Here is a 17,146-nt window from a genome sequence, read left to right on the forward strand (position 1 = left end):
AAGGCGGATGGCGCTTTTTCATCCACCACGCAAGCCTCGCCATGGTGGATCGGTAAGGCGTGATCCACCCTACGAAGACCGGGGCGTTGCCGCCCCGGATGCTCGATCAGCCCTTGTTCGACTCGAGGAAGTCCTGAGCGAAGCGCTGCAGCACACCGCCGGCCTCGTAGATCAGCACCTCCTCGTTGCTGTCCAGACGGCAGGTCATCGGCACTTCGACGCGTTCGCCGTTACGGCGAGTGATGACCAGGGTCAGGTCCGCCCGCGGCTTGCGCTCACCGACCACGTCATAGGTCTCGCTGCCATTGATGCCGAGGGTCAGGCGGGTGGTGCCCGGCTTGAACTCCAACGGCAGCACGCCCATGCCGATCAGGTTGGTGCGATGGATGCGCTCGAAGCCTTCGGCCGCGATCACCTCGACACCGGCCAGACGCACGCCCTTGGCCGCCCAGTCGCGGGACGAACCCTGGCCGTAGTCGGCACCGGCGATGATGATCAGGTTCTGCTTGCGCTGCATGTAGGTCTCGATGGCTTCCCACATGCGCATGACCTTGCCTTCCGGCTCCACCCGGGCCAGCGAACCTTTCTTCACCTGACCGTCGACCACGGCCATCTCGTTGACCAGTTGCGGGTTGGCGAAGGTGGCGCGCTGCGCGGTCAGGTGGTCGCCGCGGTGGGTGGCGTAGGAGTTGAAGTCCTCTTCCGGCAGGCCCATCTTGGCTAGGTACTCGCCGGCGGCGCTGTCCCGCAGGATGGCGTTGGACGGCGACAGGTGGTCGGTGGTGATGTTGTCCGGCAGCACCGCCAGCGGGCGCATGCCCTTGAGCGTGCGTTCGCCGGCCAGCGCGCCTTCCCAGTACGGCGGGCGACGGATGTAGGTGGACATCGGACGCCAGTCATACAGCGGGCTCTCGGCTTCCTGCACCGCGCCCAGGTCGAACATCGGGATGTAGACCTGGCGGAACTGCTCCGGCTTGACCGAGGCGGCGACTATGGCGTCGATTTCCTCGTCGCTCGGCCACAGGTCCTTCAGGGTCACCGGGTTGCCGCCCTGGTCATGCCCCAGCACGTCCTGCTCGATATCGAAACGCACGGTTCCAGCGATGGCGTAGGCCACCACCAGCGGCGGCGAGGCCAGGAACGCCTGCTTGGCGTAGGGATGGATACGCCCGTCGAAGTTACGGTTACCGCTCAATACGGCGGTGGCATACAGGTCGCGGTCGATGATTTCCTGCTGGATCGCCGGATCCAGCGCGCCGGACATGCCGTTACAGGTGGTGCAGGCGTAGGCGACGATGCCGAAGCCGAGCTGTTCCAGCTCTGACAGCAGGCCCGCCTCCTCCAGATACAACTTGGCGACCTTGGAGCCAGGCGCGAAGGAGGTTTTTACCCAGGGCTTGCGCAGCAGGCCCAGGGCGTTGGCCTTCTTCGCCAGCAAGCCGGCCGCCACCACGTTGCGCGGGTTGGAGGTGTTGGTGCAGCTGGTGATGGCGGCGATGATCACCGCGCCATCCGGCAGCAGGCCTTCGGCCTCCTCGGCCTTGGCGGCCGCCAGCTTGGCTTCATCGGCAATGCCGCGCTCGTGCAGCGCCGAGGTCGGCAGACGCTTGTGCGGGTTGGACGGGCCGGCCATGTTGCGCACCACGGTCGACAGGTCGAAGCTCAGCACCCGTTCGTATTCGGCAGTGACCAGCGCATCGGCCCACAGGCCGGTGGTCCTGGCGTAGTTCTCCACCAGCGCCACCTGCTCCGGCTCGCGCCCGGTGAGCTTGAGGTAGTCGATGGTTTGCTGGTCGATGTAGAACATCGCCGCAGTAGCGCCGTACTCCGGGCACATGTTGGAAATGGTCGCGCGGTCGCCGATGGACAGGCTGTCCGCCCCCTCGCCGAAGAACTCGACCCAGGCGCCCACCACGCGTTCCTTGCGCAGGAACTCGGTCAAGGCCAGGACGATGTCGGTGGCGGTGATGCCCGGCTGGCGCTTGCCGGTCAGCTGGACACCAACGATGTCGGGCAGGCGCATCATCGAGGCGCGGCCAAGCATCACGGTTTCCGCTTCCAGGCCGCCAACGCCGACGGCGATCACGCCCAAGGCATCGACGTGGGGGGTGTGGCTGTCGGTGCCGACGCAGGTGTCCGGGAAGGCCACGCCGCCGCGCGCCTGGATCACCGGGCTCATCTTCTCCAGGTTGATCTGGTGCATGATGCCGTTGCCGGCCGGAATCACATCGACGTTCTTGAACGCGGTCTTGGTCCACTCGATGAAGTGGAAGCGGTCCTCGTTGCGCCGGTCTTCGATTGCCCGGTTCTTCTCGAAGGCCTCCGGATCGAAGCCGGCATGCTCGACGGCCAGGGAGTGGTCGACGATCAGCTGGGTCGGCACCACCGGGTTGACCTTGGCCGGGTCCCCGCCCTGCTCGGCAATGGCGTCACGCAAACCGGCCAGGTCGACCAGCGCGGTCTGGCCGAGGATGTCGTGGCAGACCACCCGCGCCGGGTACCAGGGAAAGTCCAGGTCGCGCTTGCGCTCGATCAGCTGCTTGAGCGAATCGGTCAGCGTGGCCGGATCGCAACGCCGCACCAACTGCTCGGCCAGCACGCGGGAGGTATACGGCAGCTTGGCGTAAGCGCCAGGCGCGATGGCGTCGATCGCCTCGCGGGTATCGAAATAGTCCAGCGCAGTACCGGCCAGGTGTTTGCGGTATTGAGTGTTCATCACTGGCGATCCTTGAGCGGCACGAACTTGAGGTCTTCGGGGCCGACGTAGTTGGCGCTCGGGCGGATGATCTTGCCGTCGATGCGCTGCTCGATCACATGGCTGGACCAGCCGGCGGTGCGGGCGATGACGAACAGCGGGGTGAACATGGCGGTGGGCACGCCCATCATGTGGTAGCTGACCGCGCTGAACCAGTCGAGGTTGGGGAACATCTTCTTGATCTCCCACATCACGCTTTCCAGGCGCTCGGCGATGTCGAACATCTTGCTGCTGCCCTGCTCGGCGGAAAGCTCGCGAGCCACTTCCTTGATCACCTTGTTGCGCGGATCGGCGACCGTGTAGACCGGATGACCGAAGCCGATCACCACTTCCTTCTTCTCGACCCGGGCACGGATATCGGCCTCGGCCTCGTCCGGGTTGTCGTAGCGCTTCTGGATCTCGAAGGCCACCTCGTTGGCGCCACCGTGCTTGGGGCCGCGCAACGCGCCGATACCGGCGGCGATGGCCGAGTACATGTCCGAACCGGTGCCGGCCACCACCCGCGAGGCGAAGGTGGAGGCGTTGAACTCGTGCTCGGCGTAGAGGATCAGGCTGGTGTGCATGGCGCGCACCCAGCTGTCCGCGGGCTTCTCGCCATGCAGCAGGTGGAGGAAGTGGCCGCCGATGGAGTCATCGTCGGTGTCCACCTCGATGCGCTTGCCGTTGTGGCTGAAGTGGTACCAGTACAGCAGCATCGAGCCCAGGGAGGCCATCAGCTTGTCGGCGATATCGCGGGCGCCGGGATGGTTGTGATCGTCCTTCTCCGGCGACAGGCAGCCGAGCACGGAGACGCCGGTGCGCATCACGTCCATCGGGTGGGCGCTCGGCGGCAGCTGTTCCAGGGCCGTCTTGAGGGCCGCGGGCAGGCCGCGCAGGGCCTTGAGCTTGGCCTTGTAGGCGGTCAGCTCGGCGACATTGGGCAGCTTGCCATGCACCAGCAGGTGGGCGATTTCCTCGAACTCGCAGGTGGTGGCGACATCGAGGATGTCATAGCCACGGTAGTGCAGGTCGTTGCCGCTGCGCCCGACGGTGCACAGCGCGGTGTTGCCGGCGGCAGTGCCGGAGAGGGCGACGGATTTCTTCGGCTTGAAGCCCGGGGTGGTTTCGGTGGCACTCATGCTTATCTCCTCGAATCCTTGTTGTTCTTGCCTGGCACTATCACTTCTTGGCGGCGAACAGCGCGTCGAGCTTCTGCTCGAAGGCGTGGTAGCCAATGCGGTCGTACAGTTCGGCGCGGGTCTGCATCAGCTCGATCACGTTCTTCTGGTGGCCTTCCTGGCGAATGGCGGTATAGACGCTTTCCGCGGCCTTGTTGGCGGCGCGGAAGGCCGACAGCGGGTAGAGCTGGATGGCCACACCGACCGAGGCCAGCTCGTCGCGGGTAAACAGCGGGGTCGCACCGAATTCGGTGATATTCGCCAGCACCGGCACGTTCAGCGCATCGACAAAGCGCTTGTAGGTCGGCAGGTCATAGGCGGCCTCGGCGAAGATGCCGTCGGCACCGGCCTCGACGTAGCGTTGGCAGCGCTCGATGGCGGCGTCGACGCCTTCAGCCTGGATGGCATCGGTACGGGCGATCAGGAAGAAGTCCGGGTCGCTCTTGGCATCGGCGGCGGCGCGCACACGGTCGACCATCTCCTCGCAGGAGACGATTTCCTTGCCCGGGCGGTGGCCGCAGCGTTTGGCGCCAACCTGATCCTCGATATGGGCGGCAGCGGCGCCGGCCTTGATCAGGTTCTTGATGGTGCGCTCGATATTGAAGGCGCTGGGGCCGAAGCCGGTGTCGATGTCCACCAGCAACGGCAGGTCGCAGACATCGGTGATGCGGCGCACGTCGGTCAACACGTCGTCCAGGGTGTTGATGCCCAGATCCGGCAGCCCCAGCGAACCGGCCGCGACACCGCCGCCGGACAGGTAGAGGGCCTTGAAGCCGGCACGTTTGGCCAGCAGCGCGTGGTTGGCGTTGATGGCGCCGATCACCTGCAGCGGCGACTCGATGGCGAGAGCCTGGCGAAAACGCTGGCCTGGGGAAAGCTGACTCATGACTCACCTCTGGGTTTGGCTGTCTTGGATTGCGCGTCCTGGCCCGTCTGGGCTTTGTAATGACGCTCGATATTGCGTTTGGAAGCGCCGATATGACGGCGCATCAGCAGCTCGGCCAACTCGCCGTCACGCTCGGCGATGGCATCGAGAATTCGGTGATGCTCGGCGAAGGCCTGGCGCGGTCGACTGGGCGTCGCGGAAAACTGCAGGCGGTACATGCGCACCAGCTGATACAGCTCGCCGCAGAGCATCTGGCTCAGGGTCTTGTTGCCGCTGCCCTGGATGATCCGGTAGTGGAAGTCGAAGTCGCCTTCCTGCTGGTAGTAGCCGACGCCGGCCTTGAAGGCGGCGTCCTGCTCATGCAGGTCGAGCACTCGGCGCAGCTCGTCGATCTCCACCTGGGTCATGCGCTCGGCGGCCAGGCGACAGGCCATGCCTTCCAGCGACTCGCGGATCTCGTACAACTCGATCAGCTCGTCATGGGACAGCGACACCACCCGCGCCCCGACATGGGGAATACGCACCAGCAGCTTCTGCCCTTCCAGGCGGTGAATGGCTTCGCGCAGCGGCCCACGACTGATGCCATAGGTACGCGCCAGCTCCGGCTCGGAGATCTTGCTGCCCGGGGCGATCTCGCCCTTGACGATGGCGGACTGAATCAGCCGAAAGACATGCTCGGAAAGCGTTTCGGAGTCGTCCTGAATGGTTCGGGGCAAGGCGAGATCGCTCGACATATTGTCAACACCAATATGATTAGACGGGTAAAAACTACGCTCGCACATCGTAAATGTCAAACACACAGCATGGACTGTCGACAATCCTTGCAATCGCAGGCAGCGACCTGAATATGCTTCAACGCAAAAAAATGCCGCACACCCTGGGCGGGAGGCGGCATTTTCAGGTTCGCGGCATGACGCCGAGGACATGAGCGGGCTACGACCCGACCATATAGATGGTCGGGTTGCGACCTACCTAATGGATTGACTCAAGCGGGGATGGCCGAGGCCGCTCGGCAGAAGGTTGCGCCGAGGGTTGCTCGAGCTGCGCGGCGATCGCGGCCGCCTGCGCCTGCAACAGGTCGAGACGGCTGCGCATGCCGAACAGGCCCGTGAAATGCAGGAACATGCGCCAGCCGAATCCCAGCGCATCGCCACGTTTGCGCGGCACCAGGTGCAGGTGCGCGTGGGGAATATGCTGATTGGTGGCTTTACCGTCGTTAACGATCAGGTGCGTGCCCTCGACGCCGAAACCGGCGCGCCGTTGCGCGGCGACCAACTGGTCGAATACACGGTAGAGGTGCTGCCGAGTGGCGGCCTGCAACTGCTCGAGCTTCTCGACGTGCTGAAGAGGAATCAGCAGAACGTGCCCCTGCCCCAGCGGATGTACATCCATAAAGGCAATGCACTGCTCGTCCCGGTAGACCTGGGCCGCAGGCAGTGCGCCATCGATGATGCTACAGAAAATGCAATCCATTCCGATCCCTCGATTGGACATTGATAGGACTCAAGTCGCGCACTGCGGCTCGGCGACTGCAGGCGCGGGATGAGTACGCATAAATAACCGGGCGAGCCACCAGCGATCCCGGGGTAGTACTTTGTTTTCCAGCACGTGGTGCAACTTGGGTAAGTTGCACCCCTCCGGATAGACCTGATGCTCGACGTGGTAGTCGATGTTGGCCCCGAACAGGCCGGTCACGGTGAAAGCGCGCCGCACCAGATCCTGCCTGTCGGCGCGCCCGGATGCGAGCATCGCCATCGGAAAATGCTCGTAGCCGCGTGATACCGGGTTGATCTCCAACGCCAGCAACAGTAGCGGAATCACGAAAGTACGCACGACCTCATACGCCATCCCCTGCCCGCCAAACCAGGCGCAAAAAGGCCTGCCAGCTCTAGCCGCGTGGAGCTGAAGCCGCGCAGCACCTTTGCTCGGGTCGCCCAGATAACGATGGCGACGCTCGTCGCAATCGGTGAAGAAAGAGATGCGAAACAGAACAACCCTGACCAAGCCCGTCGCGGTCCTGCGCGTTCAGCTCAACTATTGATGCATGCCCCCTGCAAAGCGCCTATTACGCGCCTGTCACAGCCGAAAACTCCCATGATAGAATGCCGCCGTTTTTAGCCCGGCCGGACAGGCACGTCATGCCTGCTAAACTCCAAGCCAGACGCACGGGGCCATAGCCCCACGCCCGCCGGTCTTTCCGCTCAGCTGTTGTGCCATATTCAATAGGACTTATGAGACTCGAGCCCTCTGCCCTGCTTTGCTGCCTGTTCCTTTCGCCAGGCCTGGGGCTCGCCGCGGAGAAGACCGTTTACGGCCTCAATGAGTACGCCAGGCTTTACGATCTCGATCTGGAGGTTGCCGCGAAACTGGATACCGGAGCCAAGACCGCTTCCCTGAGCGCACGCGAGATCAAGCGCTTCAAACGCGACGATGAAACCTGGGTCCGCTTCTACCTGGCCATCGACGAGGCCCACGAGCATCCGATCGAGCGGCCGCTGGCGCGGATCAGCAAAATCAAACGCCGCGCCGGGGACTATGACCCCGAAGAAGAAAAAACCTACACCGCACGCCCCGTAATCGAGATGACCCTGTGCATGGGCCAAGCCCTGCGCACCATCGAAGTGAACTTGACCGACCGCAGCGCCTTCCAATACCCGTTATTGATTGGTTCCGAAGCCCTCAAACGCTTCAGCGCGCTGGTCGACCCAAGCCTTAAATACGCAGCAGGCAAGCCTGGCTGCACCACCGACGCAAACCCTGGCGAGTAACTCCCATGCGCTCTCTTACCCTCCATCTGAAAGTCCTGATCACGCTCCTGGTGAGCCTGGGCATTCTGATTACGGCTTACCAGATCTTCATTCTCGGCATCCCGGTGACCGAGGACGAGACAGACGATCTGTGGAACATCGACGCCAAGGTCGAGTTCCAGGCCAACCCTCGCGAGCCGGTCAAGTTGCAGATGTTCGTGCCGCCGCTCAACCAGGACTACGTCAGCCTCAACGAGAGCTTCATCTCCAACAATTACGGGGTGAGCATCAGCCGCGCCGAAGGCAATCGCCGGGTGACCTGGTCCGCCCGGCGCGCCAGCGGCAAGCAGACCCTGTACTACCGCCTGGTGCTGACCAAGCGCTACAGCGGCGAGCAGGCCAAGGCCAAGGGCCCGATCTTCCGCGACAGCCTGCCGGTCGAAGGCCCCGAGAAGATCGCCGCCGAGGCCCTGCTGGCGCCGATCCGCCAGCATTCGGCAGACGTCGAAACCTTTATCAGCGAGACCATCAAGCGGGTCAACGACAGCACCGACGACAACGTCAAGTTGCTGCTTGGCGGCGATGCCTCCAGCGTCAACAAGGCCAATGCCATCGACCTGCTGCTGTCGATCGCCCATGTACCAATGGAGCGCGTGCACACCATTCGCCTGAATGCCGAAGGGCAACAGAGCCCGGAACTCTGGCTGCGCAGCTTCAACGGCGAGAAGTGGCTCTACTTCAGTCCGGAAACCGGCGAGCAGGGCCTGCCGGCCGATCGCCTGATCTGGTGGATCGGTGATGCCGAGCTGATCAAGCTCGAAGGGGGCAAGAAGGCCCAGGTCAGCTTCAGCCTGAACAAGAGCGAGATGAACGCCATTCGACTGGCCCAGCTGTCCGACGAAAGCACCGACGCCGGCTTCCTCGGCTACTCGATGTACGGCCTGCCGCTGTCCACTCAGCAGACTTTCCAGATCATGATGGTGATCCCGGTCGGCGTTCTGGTGATCCTGATCCTGCGCAATCTCGGCGGCCTGCAGACCCTGGGCACCTTCACCCCGGTGCTGATCGCCCTGGCCTTCCGCGAAACCCAGATCGGCTTCGGCATCGTGCTGTTCACCATCATCACCGCATTGGGCCTGTCGCTGCGCTCATATCTTGAGCACCTCAAGCTGCAGATGCTGCCGCGCCTGTCGGTGGTGCTGACGTTCGTGGTGGTACTGATCGCCGTGATCAGTCTGTTCAGCCACAAGCTGGGCCTGGAACGCGGCCTGTCGGTGGCCCTGTTCCCGATGGTGATCCTGACCATGACCATCGAACGCCTGTCGATCACCTGGGAAGAGCGCGGGGGCGGCCATGCCTTCAAGGTCGGTGTCGGCACCCTGATCGCCGCCAGCCTGTCGTTCATGGTGATGAGCATTCCGCAGTTGGTGTATTTCATCTTCACCTTCCCGGCCGTGTTGATGGTGCTGGTCGGCTTCATGCTGGCGATGGGTCGCTACCGCGGCTACCGCCTGACCGAGCTGTTCCGCTTCAAAGCCTTCCTGAAGGATTGAGCCATGCTAGGTCTCTGGAAAACCTGGAAGGCCCTCGAAGCCAAAGGCATCATGGGCATCAACCGGCGCAATGCGGACTACGTGCTTAAGTACAACAAACGGCACCTCTACCCCATCGTCGATGACAAGATCATCACCAAGGAACGCGCCATCGAGGCCGGCATTCACGTGCCGCAGATGTACGGAGTGATTTCCACCGAGAAGGAGATCGACAAGCTCCCGGAGATCATCGGCGGGCGCAACGACTTCGTCATCAAGCCGGCGCAGGGCGCCGGCGGGGACGGCATCACGGTGATCGCCGACCGCTTCGAGGAGCGTTACAAGACGGTCTCCGGGCGGATCATCAGCCACGAGGAGATCGAGCATCAGATCTCCAACATCCTCACCGGCCTCTATTCGCTCGGCGGCCATCGTGACCGGGCGCTGATCGAATACCGGGTGATTCCCGATCAGATCTTCAAGAGCATCAGCTACGAAGGCGTGCCGGACATCCGCATCATCGTCCTGATGGGCTATCCGGTTATGGCCATGCTGCGCCTGCCGACCCGCCAGTCCAACGGCAAGGCCAACCTGCACCAGGGCGCCATCGGCGTGGGTGTGGACCTGGCCACGGGCGTCACCCTGCGCGGCACCTGGCTGAACAACAAGATCAGCAAGCATCCGGACACCACCAATGCGGTGGACGGCGTGCAACTGCCGAACTGGAACGGCTTCATGAAACTGGCGGCCGGCTGCTACGAACTCTGCGGCCTGGGCTACATCGGCGTGGACATGGTCTTGGACCAGGAGAAAGGCCCGCTGATTCTGGAACTCAACGCCCGCCCCGGCCTGAACATCCAGATCGCCAACGACTGCGGCCTCACCCACCGCGCCCATGCGGTCGAGGATCGTCTGGTCGAGCTCAAGGCCAAGGGCATCCAGGAGAGCCCCGAGGAACGCATGCGTTTCTCCCAGGAGCTGTTCGGCCACGCGCCGATCGCCGAAATCTGACGGCACGCGTAGAACCAGCCCGGCCGATGCCGGGCTTTTTTCTGCCTGGCCGCCATCCCACACTCGCCGGCGCTGCAGCGAGCAGACGCGGTCTCAAGCCTCGCCCAGCAGCCCGCTGCTCCTGCCCCTGAGCACCGCCTGGGTGCGGCTACGCACCCCCAGCTTGGCGAACAGCTTGTGCAGGTGCCACTTGATGGTGGCTTCGGACAGGTGCAATGCCTGGGCGATATCGCGATTGGCCAGGCCGGCGGCGACCAGGCGCAGGATATCCAGCTCCCTGGGGCTCACCTGCTGATGGTCGTCCAACGCTTGGGGATCGACTGCCAGTCGACGGCACTGCTCGCGCAGCTGCCGATCCAGCGCCTGCCAGCTCCCCGCACCGCCCACCTGGCTCGCCGACCAGGCATCCCAGAGCGGCAGCAACCACAGTGCATCATCCAGGAACAGGCGCCGATACCCCCTGTGCCAGGCATCCTGCAGGGTCGCCTGAAACAAGGCGAAAGCCCTCTCGGCGCCATTCGTGCGCCAGCACGCCACGGCGAGCAGCAACGACAGGCGCAAGCGCCGTTCGTGCTGGTGCTCGGCCGTCTGCACGGCCAGGCAGGCCTCCAGCAGCGCCAGCGCGCGCGGCGCCCGACGCTCGGCCAATGCCAGTCGCGCCTGGCACAGCACCAGCGTCACGGCGGCATCGCCGTTGCCCCCTACCGGCAACTCCGCCAGCTGTCGCTGCAACTGCAGGCAGATCCGCTCGGCCTCATGGGGACGGCGCAACCACAGGAGAAACTGCACCCGACAACCCATGGCCTGCGCGTAAACCCGCTCGTAGCCTGGCCCTTGCAGCCCCGTCAGCCACTCATCGAGCTGTTCCAGGGCCGGCTCGCACTCGCCGGCGTAGAAGCGCGCGCGCACCATCACCAGCTGACCGCGACTGACCAGCTCGACCGGCGTGGCGAGATCGCGGCGACTGGTGGCCAAGGGCAGTTCGGCGAGGATCGCGGCGTGCCGGTCCTGCTCATACAGCAGGTCGGCATAGGCCAGGGCCAGCACACCCCCCACCCGGCTGTGCCTGCCGAAGGCCCGCTCGACCCGGGCGCGAGCGACCTCCGCCAGGGTGCGCCCGCGCTCGAGGCGCGCCTGCTCCTTGCACAGCAGCGCCTCGATCAGTCTGAGCACCACACGCAAGTACTCGCTAGCGGTGCGCCGCAGGCTCTCGCGTGCCAGGCCGAGCGACCGCGACGCCTCGCCGTAGTCACCAAGCAGGGCGTGAGCGGCCGCCTGCACGCACGCCAGGCTGGCGCGAATCTCCGGCTGATCGAGCGGCACCCGACCGAGCCAGTGCCGACTGATGGCGAGACAGTCCTGCAGTCGGTCCTGATAGAGCTGGACCAGGGCCTTGATCAACTGAGCCACGGCGAGCAGCTCGTGGGGCCTGTCGTGCAGCGCCTGCCCCTGCTGCAGCAGGCGCGCGCTGATGTCCTCGATCAGCGCCTCGGCATCGAGGTATTTCTGCTCGAAGGCCAGCTGCCAGGCGTAGAAGACCTGGAACACCGGGTACTCGCGAATCACCTGCGCCGGCAACGCCGCCACGCTGGAGAGAATGCCGTAGAGCTGGTTGTCGGCGAGCAGGCGCGCACCCTGACGCGCCAGCAATCCGGCGGCGAAGGCATACTCACCGGCAGCCAGGGCATAGTTGACCGCCCTGTCCAGCAGGCTCCGCTGCTCGCACCAGCGCGCGGCCGCCAGCTGCAACCGCCGCCCATCGCCGCGCCTGAGCAGGCGCCCGCGCAGGCATTCGGCGAACAGCTGATGGTAGCTGAACCACTCGCCTTGCTCGTCCAGGGCGGTGATGAACAGTTGCTCGTTCTGCAGCCGTCGCAGGATTGCCCCGGCATCTTCCCGGCCGGTGAGCGCATTGCACAGATCGGCACTGAACTGCTCGAGCACGGACGTCTGCTCGAGGAACAGCCGCAGGTCCGGCGCCAGCCGAGCCAGTACATCCTCGTTGAGGTAGTCGGCGATATGACGCTCGCTACCGGAGAATTCCGCGATGAAAGCAGCGGGATCAGGGTGCCGAGCCAGGGACAGGGCGATCAACTGCAGCGCACCGATCCATCCCTCGCTCCGCCGGTGCAGCCGCTCGACCTGCTCACTGCTCAGGCGCAGTTGCTGGAGCTCGAGGAGATAGGTCGCGGTTTCCTCGGCGCTCACACGCAGGTCCTCGGCGCGCAGCCAGGCTGTATCGTCGCCATGTAATGGCCGTCCTTCGCCTGAGCGCGGCCTGGAGCGCGTGCCGGCGATCAGCCGGACATGCGCCGGCAGCCCCTCGATCAGGCCCTGCACCAGGGGTCTGAGGGCGGGATGGCGGATACTGTGAAAGTCATCGAGGATCAGGTACAGCTCACCCTCGACCTGCCTGAGTTCGCTCAGGAAGGCAGCGAGCAAGGCTTGGGCCGGCTGACTCGCCCCCCCCTGCGCGCCTTCCAGGATGGAGCCGCCGAAGCCCGGCAACTGTGTGTCGATGGCCGCGAGCAGATAGTGCAGCAGGCGCAGCGGCTCGCTGTCCGCCTCGTCGCAGGACAGCCAGGCCACCCGCGCCCCGGACGCCTGCAGGCGCTGGCGCAACTGGCCGAGCAAGGTGCTTTTGCCGTAGCCCGCTGGCGCACAGAGGATGACCAGGCGCCGCTCACGGGCCTCGATCAGCCGCTGGAGCAACGCCCTGCGTATCAGCTGCGGACGAGCGCCGACCACGCCGGGCGCCAGCTTGGTACGCAGCAGCGACAGGGAGGGCGGCAGCGACAAGCCCTCGAGGCTCATGGCGCGACCAATCCCAGTTCCTGGGCGCGGCGGATCGCCTGGGTCCGATTGCGTACCCCGAGCTTCTCGTAGATGTTGTGCAGGTGCCATTTGACGGTCCCCAGGGCCAACGCCAGGCGCTGGCCGATGGAGTCGTTGGCCAGTCCCTGTGCCGCCAGTTGGATCACTTCGGCCTCGCGCTCGGTCAAGCCTTCGGCCAGCGGCACCTCGGCCTGCAGGGCGTCCTGACCCGGCCAGATCGCCAGAATCGAGCGAATGAACGCCTGCAGGGCCGGATAGCGCTCGCCCGCCTCGAGCTGCGACAAGAGCCGACGAACCGGAGCCCCCTCCTCGATGAACAGGCTGCGCAGTGCGTCGTGTTCCGCGCGCGACAGACACTGCACCAGCAGGCTCTGCGCGCGCTCCTGATAGCCCAGGTGCTGGTGGCTGAGCGCCGCCAGAAGGTCCAGGCGCAAGCGCTGTAGCCCATGCCAGTCGTCCTGCAGCGGTCCGCGCAGCTGGGCAATCTCGTGCAGCGCCTCGCTATGATGATCGCGCGCCTGCAGCAGGCGGATGCGCGTCAGCCCCCGAACCCAGAGCACTGGATTGCAGGCCAGGTGCCGGTAGTGCCCGGCCAGACCGGGCCAGTCGACGTCGTTGAGGCGCTGCTCGGCGCGCGTGAGCCGCTCGGCGCCCGGCTCCTGGAGCAGCTGCGTCACCTCGTCGCCGAGCGCCTGGGCCTGGAAGCGCCATGCGCGGTTGCCGGCGGCCAGTTGCTGCATGCGCAGCAAGGTGGCCCGGGCTTCTTTCGGCTTGCCCAGGGCACGCTGGACCTGAGCCAGGCACAGCATGCCCTGGGCATACAGGTCGACCGGGTTGATCACATCGACCGTGGCCAGGGCCCAGCGCAGGCGCTCCTCGACACCCTCGAGGCGGCCCTGATGGTAGTCGATCAACGCCCCGCTGATGGTCGGCAACGCCAGGGCGCGGGCATTCGTGGCGAAGCATGGCGCGGTGCGTGCGCGCAATTGCGCGAACAGCTGCCCGGCCCGTTTGATCTGCCCCTGCTGCAGGCACAGCAACACCTCCACATTGGCCAGCTGCATGCCCAGGTAGTGCCCCTCCAAAAAGTGATTGCGCTGCTGCGCCAGCGCCAGCAGGCGTCGCGCCGACTCGCCCTCCCCGAGCACCACGTTGGCCAGGGCACCGACGATCAGCATGGCCATCTCGAGAAACGCGGTGTGCCCCCCAGCTGCAGCTCGACCCTGCGCGCGAGGGCGACGCAGCCGGGCAGATCGTCCTTCTGCAGGGCGATAAGCGCTTTGATCGTCAGGGTCGCCAGCACGCTGTCCTCGAGGTCGGCCGCCGCCTCGGCCATCCGCCAACGGTGCAACTGCTCGTCGAGCATACGGTTGGCCTCGGCCAGATCCAGCTCCGCCGCACGGCTCCAGACGTCGGCCAGCACCAGCATCGGATAGTCCTGGGCAATCTCGTCCGGCACATGCTGGCGCCACTTGTAGATCAAGTGCAGTTGACCGCGATTGATCAGCTCCAGACCACAGCCGTCGACCAGGGCGGCGAGCATCCGTGGGTCTTCGGCCAGGCAGGCGTGCTCGATCGCCAGATTCTGCATGCGGTGCGTGGCAAACCACAGGCTGGCCTTGAAATGCAGCTGCTTGAATCGCTCGGGGTCGCGCCCCTGCAGGCGCCGGCGCAGGAACTCGGCGAACAGGTTATGGAAGCGGTACCAGTGCCGCTGGCGATCGAGCGGCAGCAGGAACAACTGCATGGCTTCCAACGCCTCCAGCATTTGCTGGCCATCCTGCCGGCCGGCCAGGGTATTGGCCAGGTCGCCACACAGCTGCTGGGCGATCCCCAAGGCCTCCAGCAGCTGCTGCTGATCGGCCGGCAACTGCTCGAACACAGTGCGCAGCAGGTAATCGCCGACGGTCGCTGGACTCGTTCCCAGGTCGGCCAGCTGTTGCCAGGCCTGGGGTTGCTGACGCAACCAGAGGCTGGCCAGGTGCACGCCCACCACCCAGCCTTCGGTGTGGCGGTACAGCGCCGCCAATGCCGGGGCTTCCAGCTGCAGGCCATGGCGCGCCAGATAGTCGCCGGTCTCGGCCTGGCTCAAGCGCAACTCGCCCTCGCCGATCTCCAGCAGCAGCCCCTTGGCGCGCAGGGTGGCCAGTTTCAGCGCCGGTTGCGAGCGGCTGGCCAGGGCCAGGACGAAGCCCGCGGGTGCATAACGGATCAAGCGCTCCAGCGCCGCCAGCAGCTCGGTATTCTGAATCAGGTGCAGGTCGTCGAGGACCAGCAGAAGCGGCGCCTGCACCTGCGCCAGGTCCGCCAGCAGCGTCTCCGTCACCGCGGCGACGGGCACCCCCATGGTGTTCTGCAGGTAGCCACGGGCTGCCAGGCCGAGGCCCGGGACCAGGCTTTCAAGCGCCTCGATCAAGTGCAGGAAGAAGCGCGCCGGCTCGTCGTCATCGGCATCCAGTGACAGCCAGGCCACCGCGTAGCCGGCAGACGCCTTCTGCTGCGCCAGGGCGCTGAGGGTCCAGGTCTTGCCGAAACCGGCCGGCGCGGAGAACAGCAGCACGCGCGCATGGGGCTGGGTCGACAGCGCCGCCTCGATCCGCGGCCTGGGCAGTGCTTCGATGGACGCCTCGGGCGGGCCGAACTTCCAGTGCAGCGGGCTCCCGGCGGCAGGACCCAACGTCTCATCCATGGCCTCGATCCCCTGACTGGTTACGAACTGGCACTATCGTGCAGCATTATTTTCCGGCCGGTCATACTAATCAGCCGCTGCCCGCCGCGCAAACCTACGCGCAAACCCTAGGATGAATGGTGACGGCGTTCTACAATCGGCGTCCGCGCTCGTCCGAATACCTCGAATGTCTACTTGTCTCGTTCACCCTCTGCCCTATCGCGCCGACCCTGCCGAGTTTTTCGCTGCCGTACGCCAGGCCCCGGGAGCGGTCCTGCTGGACGCCGGGCGCCCGGCGGCGCAGCGCGGACGCTACGACCTGATCAGCGCCTGGCCCATGGCGGAGTTCGTTCCCGCGCCCGACGAAGCGGGCGAGGCTTTTCTGCAGCGCCTGCGCGACGGCCTGAGCGCCCTCGGCCCGGCAGAGCCGCCCGGCGACCGCCCCCTGCCGTTTGCCGGCGGACTGATCGGCTACCTGGGCTACGACTTCGGTCGGCGCCTGGAAAAACTGCCAGCGCAGGCGGTCGACGACCTCGGGCTGAGCGATGCGCGCTTCGGCCTGTATGCCTGGGCGCTGATCAGCGATCACCAGCTGGGGACCAGTCAGCTGCTGTTTCATCCGCGCCTGGCGAGCGAAGAGCGCGAGCGTCTGATTACCCTGTTCGAGAGGGTTGCCACCGACCCGCCACCCTCCTTCACCCTGCTCGGCGCCTTCGAGGCCGATCTCGACGAAGCCGGGTATCGCCAGGCCATCGAGCGCATCCAGGCCTATATCCAGGCCGGCGACTGCTACCAGGTAAACTTCGCCCAGCGTTTTCGCAGCCATTACCAGGGTGATCCCTGGGCTGCCTACCAGGCTCTGCGCAGCGCCTGCCCGACGCCCTTCGCCGGCTACCAGAGCCTGCCGGACGGGGCGATCATCAGCCTGTCGCCGGAACGCTTCATGCGGGTCAGCCAGGGCCTCGTCGAGACCCGCCCCATCAAGGGCACGCGGCCGCGCGAGGCGGACCCACAGCAGGACGCCGCCCAGGCCCACGCGCTGATGACCAGCCTGAAGGATCGCGCCGAAAACCTGATGATCGTCGACCTTCTGCGCAACGACCTGGGCCGCAGTTGCCGCACCGGCTCGGTGCGGGTCCCGGAGCTGTTCGCCCTCGAGAGCTATCCCAACGTCCACCACCTGGTCAGCGCGGTGACCGGCGAGCTGGCCGCCGGCAAGGACGCCCTGGACCTGATCGCCGGCAGCTTCCCCGGCGGCTCGATCACCGGCGCCCCGAAGATTCGCGCCATGCAGATCATCGACGAGCTGGAGCCGACCCGGCGCGCGCTCTATTGCGGCTCGTTGCTCTATCTGGATGTGCGCGGCGAGATGGACAGTTCGATCGCCATCCGCAGCCTGCTGGCCAAGGACGGGCAGATCAGCTGCTGGGGCGGTGGCGGGATAGTCGCGGACTCGGCCTGGCAGGCGGAGTATCAGGAGTCGATCACCAAGGTGAAGGTGCTTCTGCAGACCCTGGAGCAGTTCTGCGACTCATAAGAAAGGCCCGCGACAGCG

Annotated in this window: 11 protein-coding genes and 1 pseudogene; 4 read left to right on the top strand and 8 right to left on the bottom strand. The window is 65.4% G+C overall.

Annotation, left to right across the window (positions count from 1 at the left end; translation table 11 throughout):
• Window positions 1–106: 106 nt before the first annotated feature.
• The 6 genes from acnD to LPB260_RS17495 all read right to left on the bottom strand — a co-directional run bounded on the left by acnD (window position 107) and on the right by LPB260_RS17495 (window position 6,802).
• Complete coding sequence (gene acnD / locus LPB260_RS17470; RefSeq protein ID WP_208707074.1) at window positions 107–2,716, bottom strand: Fe/S-dependent 2-methylisocitrate dehydratase AcnD; 2,610 nt, start codon at window positions 2,714–2,716, stop codon at window positions 107–109.
• Window positions 2,716–3,873 carry a 2-methylcitrate synthase gene (gene prpC / locus LPB260_RS17475; RefSeq protein WP_208707075.1) on the bottom strand — a complete coding sequence of 386 codons (1,158 nt, stop codon included), beginning with the start codon at window positions 3,871–3,873 and terminating at the stop codon, window positions 2,716–2,718. Before prpC ends, acnD begins: the two co-directional genes overlap by 1 nt.
• A 40-nt stretch (window positions 3,874–3,913) precedes the next feature.
• The gene (prpB, locus tag LPB260_RS17480; RefSeq protein ID WP_208707076.1) at window positions 3,914–4,798 is read right to left on the bottom strand and encodes a methylisocitrate lyase; all 885 of its coding nucleotides are present in this window, start codon (window positions 4,796–4,798) and stop codon (window positions 3,914–3,916) included.
• Complete coding sequence (locus tag LPB260_RS17485) at window positions 4,795–5,532, bottom strand: GntR family transcriptional regulator (protein ID WP_208707077.1); 738 nt, start codon at window positions 5,530–5,532, stop codon at window positions 4,795–4,797. The genes prpB and LPB260_RS17485 overlap by 4 nt, the downstream gene beginning before the upstream one ends.
• A 238-nt stretch (window positions 5,533–5,770) precedes the next feature.
• On the bottom strand, window positions 5,771–6,271 hold the full coding sequence (locus LPB260_RS17490; protein WP_208707078.1) for an HIT family protein: 501 nt from the start codon (window positions 6,269–6,271) through the stop codon (window positions 5,771–5,773).
• Between the two features lie 30 nt (window positions 6,272–6,301).
• Entirely contained in the window at window positions 6,302–6,802 is a 501-nt protein-coding gene (locus LPB260_RS17495) for a hypothetical protein (RefSeq protein ID WP_208707079.1), read from the bottom strand.
• Window positions 6,803–7,029: 227 nt separating this feature from the next.
• Between LPB260_RS17495 and LPB260_RS17500 the strand changes: the two genes are divergently transcribed.
• From LPB260_RS17500 to LPB260_RS17510, 3 genes are read left to right on the top strand one after another with little or no spacing between them, the layout of a single operon-like run.
• Complete coding sequence (locus LPB260_RS17500) at window positions 7,030–7,566, top strand: ATP-dependent zinc protease (protein WP_208707080.1); 537 nt, start codon at window positions 7,030–7,032, stop codon at window positions 7,564–7,566.
• Between the two features lie 5 nt (window positions 7,567–7,571).
• Window positions 7,572–9,098 (top strand): inactive transglutaminase family protein, encoded by a 1,527-nt coding sequence (locus tag LPB260_RS17505; RefSeq protein WP_208707081.1) that lies wholly within the window; start codon window positions 7,572–7,574, stop codon window positions 9,096–9,098.
• A gap of 3 nt (window positions 9,099–9,101) precedes the next feature.
• On the top strand, window positions 9,102–10,088 hold the full coding sequence (locus LPB260_RS17510; RefSeq protein ID WP_208707082.1) for an alpha-L-glutamate ligase-like protein: 987 nt from the start codon (window positions 9,102–9,104) through the stop codon (window positions 10,086–10,088).
• Between the two features lie 93 nt (window positions 10,089–10,181).
• On the opposite strand, the gene LPB260_RS17515 is transcribed toward LPB260_RS17510, so the two are convergent.
• Together LPB260_RS17515 and LPB260_RS17520 are read right to left on the bottom strand one after the other, a co-directional pair.
• Window positions 10,182–12,902 carry a LuxR C-terminal-related transcriptional regulator gene (locus tag LPB260_RS17515; RefSeq protein WP_208707083.1) on the bottom strand — a complete coding sequence of 907 codons (2,721 nt, stop codon included), beginning with the start codon at window positions 12,900–12,902 and terminating at the stop codon, window positions 10,182–10,184.
• Window positions 12,899–15,612, bottom strand: a pseudogene (locus LPB260_RS17520) (LuxR C-terminal-related transcriptional regulator). The gene LPB260_RS17515 and the pseudogene LPB260_RS17520 overlap by 4 nt, the downstream one beginning before the upstream one ends.
• 166 nt (window positions 15,613–15,778) lie before the next feature.
• Here LPB260_RS17520 and pabB point away from each other — a divergent pair.
• Window positions 15,779–17,128 (top strand): aminodeoxychorismate synthase component I, encoded by a 1,350-nt coding sequence (gene pabB / locus LPB260_RS17525; RefSeq protein WP_208707085.1) that lies wholly within the window; start codon window positions 15,779–15,781, stop codon window positions 17,126–17,128.
• Window positions 17,129–17,146 lie beyond the last annotated feature (18 nt).

It is taken from the genome of Pseudomonas sp. LPB0260, from assembly GCF_013388395.1.